The 11,946-nt window shown below is 41.3% G+C and carries 11 protein-coding genes; 2 read left to right on the forward strand and 9 right to left on the reverse strand.

Annotated elements, in window-relative coordinates:
• Positions 1-196: 196 nt before the first annotated feature.
• Positions 197-706 (reverse strand): hypothetical protein, encoded by a 510-nt coding sequence (locus tag ACE3PQ_RS10170; protein WP_374297497.1) that lies wholly within the window; start codon positions 704-706, stop codon positions 197-199.
• A gap of 109 nt (positions 707-815) precedes the next feature.
• Between ACE3PQ_RS10170 and ACE3PQ_RS10175 the strand changes: the two genes are divergently transcribed.
• Entirely contained in the window at positions 816-2,171 is a 1,356-nt protein-coding gene (locus tag ACE3PQ_RS10175) for an anthranilate synthase component I family protein (RefSeq protein WP_374297532.1), read from the forward strand.
• Between the two features lie 87 nt (positions 2,172-2,258).
• Here ACE3PQ_RS10175 and hisC read toward each other — a convergent pair whose 3' ends face one another.
• The 7 genes from hisC to ACE3PQ_RS10210 all read right to left on the reverse strand — a co-directional run bounded on the left by hisC (position 2,259) and on the right by ACE3PQ_RS10210 (position 9,515).
• Positions 2,259-3,359 carry a histidinol-phosphate transaminase gene (gene hisC / locus ACE3PQ_RS10180; RefSeq protein WP_374297499.1) on the reverse strand — a complete coding sequence of 367 codons (1,101 nt, stop codon included), beginning with the start codon at positions 3,357-3,359 and terminating at the stop codon, positions 2,259-2,261.
• Positions 3,360-3,483: 124 nt separating this feature from the next.
• Positions 3,484-4,791, reverse strand: a complete 1,308-nt coding sequence (gene hisD, locus ACE3PQ_RS10185) for a histidinol dehydrogenase (protein WP_374297501.1) — start codon at positions 4,789-4,791, stop codon at positions 3,484-3,486.
• A gap of 104 nt (positions 4,792-4,895) precedes the next feature.
• Positions 4,896-5,546, reverse strand: coding sequence for an ATP phosphoribosyltransferase (gene hisG / locus ACE3PQ_RS10190; protein WP_374297534.1), 651 nt, complete (start codon positions 5,544-5,546; stop codon positions 4,896-4,898).
• A 140-nt stretch (positions 5,547-5,686) separates the two neighbouring features.
• Positions 5,687-6,943 (reverse strand): UDP-N-acetylglucosamine 1-carboxyvinyltransferase, encoded by a 1,257-nt coding sequence (murA, locus tag ACE3PQ_RS10195; protein WP_374297502.1) that lies wholly within the window; start codon positions 6,941-6,943, stop codon positions 5,687-5,689.
• 6 nt (positions 6,944-6,949) lie between these two features.
• Entirely contained in the window at positions 6,950-7,201 is a 252-nt protein-coding gene (gene ibaG / locus ACE3PQ_RS10200) for a BolA family iron metabolism protein IbaG (protein ID WP_298893103.1), read from the reverse strand.
• A 273-nt stretch (positions 7,202-7,474) separates the two neighbouring features.
• Complete coding sequence (gene hpf / locus ACE3PQ_RS10205) at positions 7,475-7,822, reverse strand: ribosome hibernation-promoting factor, HPF/YfiA family (RefSeq protein ID WP_241570944.1); 348 nt, start codon at positions 7,820-7,822, stop codon at positions 7,475-7,477.
• Between the two features lie 256 nt (positions 7,823-8,078).
• Positions 8,079-9,515 (reverse strand): RNA polymerase factor sigma-54, encoded by a 1,437-nt coding sequence (locus ACE3PQ_RS10210; protein WP_374297505.1) that lies wholly within the window; start codon positions 9,513-9,515, stop codon positions 8,079-8,081.
• 586 nt (positions 9,516-10,101) lie between these two features.
• On the opposite strand from ACE3PQ_RS10210, the gene ACE3PQ_RS10215 reads away from it, so the two are divergent.
• Positions 10,102-11,031 (forward strand): diguanylate cyclase, encoded by a 930-nt coding sequence (locus tag ACE3PQ_RS10215; RefSeq protein WP_374297507.1) that lies wholly within the window; start codon positions 10,102-10,104, stop codon positions 11,029-11,031.
• A 51-nt stretch (positions 11,032-11,082) separates the two neighbouring features.
• Here ACE3PQ_RS10215 and ACE3PQ_RS10220 read toward each other — a convergent pair whose 3' ends face one another.
• Complete coding sequence (locus ACE3PQ_RS10220) at positions 11,083-11,919, reverse strand: DUF817 domain-containing protein (protein WP_374297509.1); 837 nt, start codon at positions 11,917-11,919, stop codon at positions 11,083-11,085.
• Positions 11,920-11,946 lie beyond the last annotated feature (27 nt).

Consider the following 11,946-nt stretch of genomic DNA (forward strand, 5'->3'; position numbering starts at 1 on the left):
CGACGGACTGTTAATCCGCAGGTCCCTGGTTCGAGCCCAGGTGGGAGAGCCAAGATTTGAGCGAAATGCTCTACAATGAAAAAGCCTAGATGAAATCATCTAGGCTTTTTTGTATTTAAAAGACTAACTATTCGCAATTAATCTAAATATTGGCGTAAAAAAATCGGCGATGTATCGCCGATTTAATTAAAGTGATTTAAGACTTTTTCTTTACTTCATAACAGTCTGCAAGGTCAATTGAAAGTGTGCCTCGAATACGTTTCTGCTGATCAAGGTCTTCAGCGCTCGGCTCAAAGTTTGCATCATCTTTGTCTTTAGCCTTAACATATCCCCCTCTATAAAGATTATAGAAGTTCACCCAATTGGCAATAGCATTAGCGCTATCAGTGATACTGATATTCGGTAGCTGACCTGTTTCCTCAAACTCTTCTGAGGATACATTCAATAAGTTGTGGATATTTACACGCACACCAAGATTTGAAGGTGTTTCTGAATCAATAGGCATCGAAGTAGACAACCCCAATACAACGCCATCTAACTTCCCGAACTGTGATCCTGCAATAATCATACGAATACCAAAGCTACGATCACCCTGTGCCTCTTGAGGGTTAGTTGCAGTCAATGTGCCTAAACGATACTGTTTGACACCATAGTGATCTTTTGGCTCCGCTTCGCTTGCATCTGCAATACCACACATACCAGACATTGATGTAGATCGATTTACCGATAAACGGTATTTTTTGCAAATCGACAAAATCAGGCTAAACTACGCTCGGTTTACTCTTTGCTTGGCGAATACTGTGCATTTACATTCTGTGACGTGCCACTCATCTTTTGATTTATCCAGTCTTAATCAATATTTAAGTAAATATTATGGATATTGTTTTCTTAATGATAACAACCACCCTTTTTTTGCAGTCTTTCCAAAGTCACTCAGTATTTTTGGTAGAAACAGCCAATTTTTGCGCCGTACAGATTTTTCCTATGACTACGCCAACTTTAATGAAAAATTAGAATTTATCTTACCGATATCTTCAGATCGTCAATCACTTTCTTCATCTGAGATTCAATTTACGGGTGGCTACGTTTGCTTTTATTCATATGATTTTGTCAGTTCTACATACATTTCCAATTCACAAAATAGCCAACCTCACCTCTCCCCCACAGCCCTCATTGGTGAATACGATATTTTTATTCAACAAAAAAACAATCAATGGACGCTTTTTTTTGACTCAACATTGAGTGATCAAACCGCATTACTCAAACTCATTCATGATTTACAAAATCCTGCTGTCACACAGAGCGGTAACTCTTTTCAGTTGCAACAATCACTACAAGCTCGCTGGTCTAAAGCTGACTATGTATCTGCATTTCAAAAAGTACAAGATTATTTATATGCTGGCGACTGCTATCAAATCAATCTCACTCAAGAATTTCAAAGTAAAATTTCTCAAGGACGATTACTCCAACTTTTACCCGAGTTATTAGAATTAAGCCAAGCGCCTTTTGCAGGCTATATTGCGCATGACGATTTTGAGTTGTTGAGTTGTTCACCTGAGTTATTCATTGAGTTTCAAACTGATCGAATGATTCGCACCCGCCCAATTAAAGGTACACTCCCTCGTCATCAAGATGCGAAAATAGATCAAAAAAACCGTCAGCGACTTGCTCAATCAGAAAAAGATCAAGCGGAAAATTTGATGATTGTCGATTTACTACGAAATGATCTGAGTGTATTTGCTAAAACAGGCTCAGTGAAAACCCCAAAACTTTTTGAAGTTGAAAGTTTTGCCCAAGTGCATCATCTAGTGAGTGAGATTCAAGCCAAATTAAAACCTGAAAGTAATCCATTAGAAATGCTGTTACAAGCCCTACCCGGTGGCTCAATCACTGGTGCACCAAAAATCCGTGCCATGCAAATTATTGACGAACTCGAAGGCAATGCACGTGGAGCGTATTGTGGCAGTTTGGGTTATTTTAACTATGATGGTACAGGACGATTTAATATTTTGATTCGTAGCTTACAACGCTACGGCGATGCGCTGAGTATTTGGGCTGGTGGTGGGATTACTGTGGCGTCCGATGTCGATGCAGAATATCAGGAATGCTTTGATAAGGTATCGGCGTTACTCGATTTTCTCAATCAATTTGCCGACACTTCATCTACATAACCCCACCCAGCCTCCCCTTACAAAAGGGAGGAGCTCAAGACGCATCCTACTGGCGTTACAAACGTAGTAAAGCAATCCAATCGTAAATTAAAGGAACGTCTTTAAGCTATCAATTAAGCGTTGATTTTGTTCATCCGTGCCCACGGTGATGCGCAGATAATTATCAATGCGTGGACGATTGAAGTGACGTACAATCACACCTTGCTCACGTAATTTTTGTGCAATCGGCGCCGCAGAAACCGCACCATGTGTGGCAAAAATAAAATTGGCTTTCGATGGTAACACCTTAAAATCAAGCGCTTGCATCTCGGCAATCAATTGCTCCCGACTGGCAATGACTTTTTCACATTGCGCTTCAAAATACGGCTGATCTTCAAACGATGCCACTGCACACGCTAGTGCAAAACGATCGATCGGATAGGAGTTAAAACTATTTTTTACCGATTCAAGTGCCGTGATCAGATGTGGCTGTGCGATCGCATAACCGACTCGAAGCCCTGCTAACGAACGCGATTTGGATGTGGTTTGACAGACCACGAGATTTTCAAATTCAGCGACTAAACTGACAGCCGACTCCGCACCAAAATCCACATACGCCTCATCAATCACCACTACTGAATCAGGATGATCGTTAAGTAGTTTTTTGATTTGATCAATCTCAATCGCTCGTCCAGTTGGTGCATTTGGATTAGTAATGATGATGCCACCGTTCTGACCGCCATTGGCTTGACGATAATCTTCAACATCAATTTCAAAAGAATCAGTCAACGGAATTTCAATCGTATTTAAACCAAAAAACTGACTATACACAGGATAAAAACTATAGCTAATGTCAGGATAAAGTAGCGGTTTATCTTGTACAAAAAATGCCTTAAAAATATGTGAAAGCACTTCATCTGAGCCGTTACCGACAAAGACATTGTCCACCGCTACACCCTGCTGTTTGGCAATCGCCTGCTTAAGCACGCTAGCATCAGGATCAGGGTAAAGTTTTAGCGCATCCGCTTGATTGGCGATGACCGCTTGTACCGCCTCCACCACTTTTGGCGATGGCGGGTAAGGGTTTTCATTAGTATTAAGCTTGAGTAAATTTTGAATTTTTGGTTGTTCACCTGGCACATACGGCTCAAGCTCACGTACCAGCGGACTCCAAAAACGCTTTTGCTGTGTAGTAATTTCTATCGACATTTTTAATCTCAGCTTTGAATTCCCCCTCATTATCATTCAATTGAGCCCCCCCCTTTTCAAGGGGGGATTAAGGGGGGATGATCAGATATTTAACAGTATTACATTTAAAAATTGGGCGAAGTTATTAAAGTGAAGACTGATAACGATACCGTGCCGAGCGTGCATGGGCATCCAAGTTTTCTTGTTGCGCCAAGATATCCGCCGTTTTCGCCAAAGTTTTTACACCTTCCTCAGAACACATGATCAAACTGGAACGCTTCTGAAAATCATACACCCCAAGCGGCGAAGAAAAACGTGCCGTACCTGATGTCGGTAATACATGGTTTGGTCCTGCACAATAGTCACCAATCGCTTCAGGGGTATAACGCCCCATAAAGATTGCACCCGCATGGCGGATTTCTGCACTCATGACTTCAGCTTCGTCCAAACAAAGCTCCAAATGCTCAGGTGCGACTTGGTTAATCAATTGAATCGCTTCAGCACGATCTTTGACCAAGACCAATGCACCACGATTGACAATCGACGTTTTGGCAATCTCGGCTTTAGGCAAATCTGCTAAATGGCTTTCAATTTTCTCTGCAACCGCTTCGAGCAAGTCTAGATCAGGCGTGATCAAAATCGCTTGTGCAACCGTGTCGTGCTCGGCTTGCGACAACAAATCCATCGCCAACCACTCGGCATTATTTTCGCCTTCGGCATAGACCAAAATTTCCGAAGGTCCTGCGATCATATCAATACCAACCTGACCAAACACTGCACGTTTCGCAGCAGCCACAAAGCGATTACCTGGCCCTGTGATTTTATCCACTTGCGGAATCGTTGCTGTACCATAAGCAAGTGCTGCAACCGCTTGCGCTCCGCCAATGGTAAACACTCGGCTAACACCTGCAAGATACGCCGCAGCCAAGACCAATGGATTCAGCTCACCATTTGGCGCTGGTACCACCATGATAATTTCAGGGACGCCTGCAACATGCGCAGGAATCGCATTCATCAAGACTGACGATGGATACGATGCCAAACCACCCGGCACGTAAATACCGACACGATCCAGTGGCGTGACTTTTTGTCCAAGCGTGTTGCCCAATGCATCGACATAGGTCCAGCCATCTTGCTTTTGCGCTTGGTGAAATTCACGGATACGATTTGCTGCAAGCTCAAGGGCTTGACGAACCTCATCACTTAAGCCATCAAAGGCATGTTGCAATTGTGCTTGAGTCAATTCTAACTGTGAAAATGTTGTCGCAGGATGTCGATCAAATTGCTGTGTCAATGCCAACACATGCACATCACCTTTTGCTCGAACCTCAGCAATGATTTGATCAACTGTTTTCAGGAGTTCAGGATCATTGACGGTTTCAAAAGCTAAAAGTTCAGCGAATTGCTGTTGGAAATTTCGATCTTGCGTTGACAAACGGCGCATTAAATTCATTCCACAGATTGATAAAAAAAAGTTATTTTACCTGTTTTCTAAGCCCTTGTGGCGAATGATACACCGTAAATTCTACTTAATTCATGGATTATGATAATAATGAATTATGGATTTCTAGATTGAACAGCCTGTTCAAGTTGCGTCAAAATCGGATTTAATAATGCGTGTTTACGCTTAAAACTAGCTTTATTGACGATCAAACGAGAAGATACTTTGCAGATCTCTTCCAAAGGCTCTAAGCCATTGGCACGCAAGGTATTTCCTGTATCCACCACATCAACGATGTAATGCCCAAGACCAACCAATGGCGCAAGTTCCATCGACCCATAGAGCTTGATCACATCAACTTGCTCACCACGACTGGCATAAAATTGACGTGTCAGATTGACATATTTGGTGGCGATACGCAGGCGACCTTGTGGTTTTTGCATACCAACTTTGCCTGCGGTCATCAGTTTACATTTGGCAATTTGCAAATCCAGTGGCTCATAGACATTTTCCGAGCCATATTCCATCAATACATCTTTACCTGCCACGCCAAAATCTGCCGCACCATTTTCCACATAGGTCGGCACGTCACTGGCACGCAAAATCAGAATGCGTACTTGAGGATGTGTGGTTGGGAAAATCAATTTACGTGATTTATCAGGATCTTCAAGTAGCTCTACCCCTGCTTCAGCGAGTAGTGGCAAAGTTTCTTTGAGGATACGCCCTTTGCTTAACGCTAAAGTCAAACCATGATCAAAATTCCCCATGAGTTCAGCGTCTGAGATGCGTTTGTCTGAGAGGCTTTGTGATGAGAGAGCTTGTTCCTGTGACATTTAACCTTAACCTTTTGCTAAACTGCGTATCTAAATCGTTGCGTGAAAATTTTATCTGCTGAAACTACAGCACGTTAATGAATACGTTGAATATCCGCACCTAAGGATTGGAGTTTGGCTTCAACATCCTCATAACCACGATCAATATGATAAATCCGATCGACTACAGTTTCGCCTTCTGCCGCCAACGCTGCAATCACGAGAGAAAATGAGGCGCGTAGATCGGTCGCCATCACAGGTGCACCTTGTAGTTTTTCCACGCCAGTGACGGTCGCATCATTACCTTCGACTTGGATATTTGCACCCATACGGCATAACTCAGGTACGTGCATAAAGCGATTTTCGAAAATGGTTTCTGAGATGGTTGCAAAGCCACGACCAAGTACATTCACCGCCATGATCTGCGCTTGCATATCAGTAGGAAACTCAGGATGTGGCAACGTACGGAAACTCACTGCTTTCGGGCGTTTTCCCTGCATATCGAGCTCAATCCAATCTTCACCACGCGTCACTTCTGCGCCCATTTCTTCAAACTTTTCAAGGACTGCTTCCATCAAGTTTGGATCGGTATGCGTGGTTTTGATTTTACCACCCGTGATCGCAGCAGCAGCAAGATATGAACCTGTTTCAATACGATCGGCAACTACGGCATATTCACAGCCTTGCAAACTTTCTACACCTTCGACGATCAATGTATCAGTATCAATACCTGAGATTTTTGCACCCATTTTATTGAGTAGATTGGCAAGATCGGTAATTTCAGGCTCACGTGCTGCATTACGAATTGTCGTTGTACCCTCAGCAAGTACCGCTGCCATCAGAATATTTTCAGTACCGCCGACAGTGACCATATCAAAGACCACTTCGTCCCCTTTGAGGCGACCATCGACTTTGGCAAGTACATAGCCTGCTTCGACTTCGATCTGTGCACCCAATGCTTCAAGGGCTTTGAGATGTTGATCGACAGGACGTGAACCAATCGCACAGCCACCTGGCAAAGACACTTTCGCCTCGCCATAACGCGCAAGCAGTGGTCCAAGCACCAAGATCGAAGCACGCATAGTTTTTACCAATTCATATGGTGCAAAATAATTATCTAGCGTACTGGTATCCGCAACGACCGTGTCCCCTTCGTATGTCATGGTGATACCTAAGCCAGCGATCAACTTTACTAAAGTATTGACGTCTTTAAGATTCGGGACATTGGTTAGCGTAATTGGTGTTTCTGCCAAAATCATCGCCGCAAGCAGTGGCAACGCTGCATTTTTCGCACCTGAAATTTTGACTGTGCCGTTTAAAACATTACCGCCACGAATGAGAAATTTATCCATTTAGCCTTATGCTCCAAACATGCTGACTTTGCGCCATTCTTCTGGGGTCATCGCACGAATCGTCACTGCATGCACTGCGCCAGAGGCAATATGCTCATTGATTGGGGCGTAGACAGCTTGTTGGCGAGCGACGGTTCTTTTACCTTCAAAACCTGTATCAACGATACGTAGGTCAAATTTTCCTGCTTCTCCAGTTACGGCAATATCCGCATCAGGAAATGCTTGCGCTAATAAGCTCTTAAGCTGTTCAGTATTCATGGTACTGGGCTCTAATTCGTTCAAGACTAAACTGCGTAGTTTACTATAAGTTTGATCTAGACTACAAAAGTAAAGCATAGAAAAGGCAAAGATTTATCAAATTTTATGGAATTTTCAAACAGATTAATCAAATAAAAATCAGGGCAAAAGCCCTGATCTAAAAACAACTCAAGTGAATGGCAAAATAGCTAAATTCAAAACACTTAAAATCAACAATACTCCAAATCAATTTCATATAAGTGTCTGAATTTTTCATCCAATTATGCAAACAGTTTATGCAACTAATTTGTGCAACGGCTTATTCGCCAACTGATTATGCGTGAGCTTTTGCCGTGCAAGTTGTCGTTTTAATTTTTCACTAATTTTATGAATTGCCTGATACATATCATCTGCGGTTGCCTTAGCGACCAACTCTTTGCCCGGTACTCGAAGAATCACTTCAGCATGATGGTTATCCTGCCCTTTGTGACTTCTAGAATTCAGCCGATGATCTTTTTGTAATTTGACCTGCATGCTACACACTTGGTCTAAATGTTGCGTAATTTTGGAAAATTGCTCAGTAATCTGTTCTTCAATCGCTGGGGTAATCGCCAAATGATGACCACGAATTGCTATATGCATAGTACCACCTCCCATGTAATTGAAGTCAAACATGATCAGTGGACAAGATTTTAAAATGACTATTTTATACAAACTTCATATCAATCTAATTTTAAACTACTAAAAAGACATCTATTTTCATTTAAATCATCTACATATCTTGCAATATCAATGAATCATGTCGGGCTCCCATTTTGATTTAATACGGTTTGATTTGTTCATGCTGTGATCAAAAAATCAATCAACTGCACCACTCTAAATAATCATAGAAACCAAGTTAAAGCAATACTTTTCGATCTGAAGAAGATGGGATATTGAGGGATTCACGGTATTTCGCCACTGTACGCCTTGCTACGTCGATACCTTCATCTTGTAACAATTTCGCAATCGCATTGTCCGAGAGTGGTTTCTTTTGATTTTCTGCTGCGATGAGCTTTTTGATCATGGCACGAATCGCAGTTGAAGAACATTCCCCACCAGTTGCCGTACCCACATGACTGGAAAAGAAATATTTAAGTTCGAACAAACCATTTGGGGTCAAAATATATTTATTGGTCGTCACCCGAGATACGGTCGATTCGTGCAACTCCACTTCATCTGCCACATCACGAAGTACCAAAGGCTTCATGCCTTCTGCGCCAATTTCAAAAAAATCACGTTGATGTTCGACAATACATGTTGCAACTTTTAATAAAGTTTTATGGCGTTCATCAATGCTTTTGATAAAGTTTTTTGCTTCAAGCATTTGAGTTTTGAGATATTGATTATCAGCACTTTGATCCGCACGTTTAATCATCCCTGCATAGAAAGAATTGACCCGAAGTTTTGGCAACACATCAGGATTTAAGAAAACATGCCAACGCTCATTTTTCTTTTGCAAAATCACATCAGGCGTTTGATAGTCTTGCTCCTGCTCTTGAAATCTTGCTCCCGGAGCAGGATCAAAGGATTTGAGCAAAGCCATCGCTTGTTTGAGTTGATCGAGATCAAGCTGAGTTTTGCGCATCAGCTTATTAATATCATTCGTCAGCAATAATTCGGCATTTTGTAATAGCATTTTAGCTTGATGTTTTAGCGTTGCATTTTGCTGATATTGTTCGAGTTGAATCGCTAAGCACTCGACCAAGTTGCGACTGGCACTGCCCAGTGGGTCAAGCCGTTGAATATATTTCAGCACCACGACCACTTCATCGAGCTCAAGCTCTTCTTCAACATCAGCCTGTTGCAACATGTGCTGTGCAGACGCAAGTATCTCTTCTAGCTCACAATCCAAATAGCCACGTTCATCTAACGCATCAACAATACAATGTGCGACGACTTTTTCGACGTCATTGAGATGCAATAGATTAATCTGCCAAAGCAAATGTTCCTGTAAGCTATCACTGCTGGTTCGATTGTCTTCACGCTCTTCAAACTCAGGCGTCGCCATCGCCGTAGATTGATGCGTATAGACGTCGTCCCAATCGGTATCGACGGGTAGATCGTCTGGAATGGTATCTTGTTGCATTTGATCTTGAAGGGTTGGATCAACTTCTTCTTTTTTGGCTTCGCCGTATTCTTCTTCGATCTTTTCAAGCAGTGGATTGCTATCGAGTTGAGATTGGATTTCTTGTTCTAATTCTAAAGATGATAATTGTAAAAGCTTGATGGCTTGTTGAAGCTGAGGTGTGAGCGACAGTGAATTCGCTACTTTTAAACCTACAGATAACTTCATTGCAATATATCCACCTAAGTGACTGATTGATCAACCAAATCCACTTCATAAGAAAATAAATATAAAAAAGTAGACGTCAATCAAATGAAAGGAGAAAAACCCAAATTCACACGCATAGCAAAATCTATGCCTAGAATCATAATAGCTACACAACTCTATAAATGCAACGCTATACAGTGCAATATTTCAGCCGTTGATCGCCTACGCAACAAATCTATATTTCATCAGGCGAAATATAGATTTCTTATGAATTTTTTATGAAAAAAGTTGTATTTTTAAGCAAATCTGACATATTAAACATGCGTGTATAATATATGCATTTTGTAATGGTGCGAAAAAACAAACTGCCATGTATTATAATCTTGAGAAATAACTCCAAAATCATCATATTCACTATTCTGGAATTATTTTAACGAGTGGCTTTAGGCTACTGACTCAATCACCCAAAGCGACACAATATAAGTCAACAATTCAAGCACAGCGTATAGAACGTATTTTTGCACCCGATGAACTGAATGGCTTTGATGATAGTCATTGCATTCATGTACCTGTCGCTTTTATTCATGAGCTCACTTTTGCAGACTCATTGCAAACTGTATTAGACATCGTCGCAAAGTGGGTCAGTCATATTTTTCAAACGGATCTTGCCAGTATTAGCCTACAAAAAGATACCAATCAATTAAAACTCTATACGATCAACGGTATTCAAGCCATTCCTATGGATTTTCCCTTACCTATTGATCAGACATTTATTGGTCGTACGTTTCACACGTCTAAATTGATGATCTGTGATGACACCACGGTATCTGATGAATTGGACTGCATCAAACTCAGCGTTGGTGGACTAGGTAGTTGTATGGACGCACCAATGATCCATAATGGCATTACCATCGGGACACTGAACGTCGCAGATGCTCGAAAGTATTGCTACAGCAAAGCGCAAGCTATCCAACTACAATGTTTAGCAAATTGGATTGCCTTGAATATTCGCTTGCATTTGCAACTCCAAGAAATGGATTTACTAGCATCGACAGATGAGCTGACAGGCAGATTTAACCGTAGACGCTTTACCCATGAAAGCAATGAAAATATGCAATGCTTTTTGCATCAGCATACGCCATATGTTGTTGGCATCTTAGATGTTGATTTATTTAAAGATTTAAATGATCACTATGGACATACTGCTGGTGATTATGTATTAAAACATCTCACAAAAATTATTCGCAAAACCATTCGAAAACAAGATTTTATCGCACGTATCGGTGGTGAAGAGTTTGCTATTATTTTGCCCGCATGCGTGACAGATGAAGCTTTTGAAATCTTTGAGCGAGTTCGTCACAACATCGAACAACACCCTCTGGAGTATGAGCAACAAAAAATTCATTACACCGTCAGCATTGGGTTCTCAGAAGTTGCCACAACAGATCAACATTCGGAAGATATCTTTAAGCGTGCAGACAAAGCACTCTATCAAGCCAAAGCAGACGAGCGGAATCAAGTACGCTGTGGAAATTAACACACTAGAATTTGAAAAAATTAATCACTAAATCTGCTTTAATCGCCAATCTTATTTTAGTTGCCAAATCCATTTTTGGTTTTGATTCAATTGTTGGCGCTGATCCAATTTGCGATCACCTAAGATTTTTAATACCAATACTAAACTTAACAATAATAACAAATACCATGAACCAAGCTTACCCCAACCCACCATATGCCACGCATCGACTTGTGATGGATAGAGCCAAATTTGGTAAAAGGTACTGATATTTTCAGCGATCCAAATCAGAAATGCTAAACACAGTAAAATGAACAACATTGGCAATTTAAAAGTGTGCTTTTGCAATTGGAAGTGCACCGTCGTTTTCCAAAAAATCAACACTGAAATCACAAATAAAAGTAGTCGAATATCTGGAACAAAAAATTTCGACATAAAGTTGATATACGACACAACTGCCAACGCTAACATGATGGCAAAACTCGGCAGATTCACCATACTGACCTGAAATAGACGCAAACTCCGTGCAAAAAAGCTTCCCACCGCAGAGTACATAAAGCCTGCAAATAACGGCACCGTGTAGAGTTTAAAAACAGCAGGTTGTGGATATTGCCACGAAGCAATCGCAGGATGGGTGAGGAACAATTCCATACCCATTGCCATGATATGAAATAGCGCAATGACTTTAGCTTCAGACCAGCTTTCCAGTTTGAAATACAAAAGGAAAATCTGTACCAAAACTGCGAATATCAATAAATAATCATAACGATATAAGCCATAAAATGGCTCATGTCCCATTGGTGCTGTAATCACAAAAGCGAGTAACAACAATATGCCAAACAACGCTGCCCACACTGCTTTTGCGACAAATTCAGCGACAAGCTTTGCACCGTTGACAATGATTTCCACGTATATTTTCAACTCGTCAGTCTTTAT

Origin of the sequence: Acinetobacter sp. (assembly GCF_041911495.1) — a bacterium.
In the GTDB taxonomy this organism is placed as follows: domain Bacteria; phylum Pseudomonadota; class Gammaproteobacteria; order Pseudomonadales; family Moraxellaceae; genus Acinetobacter.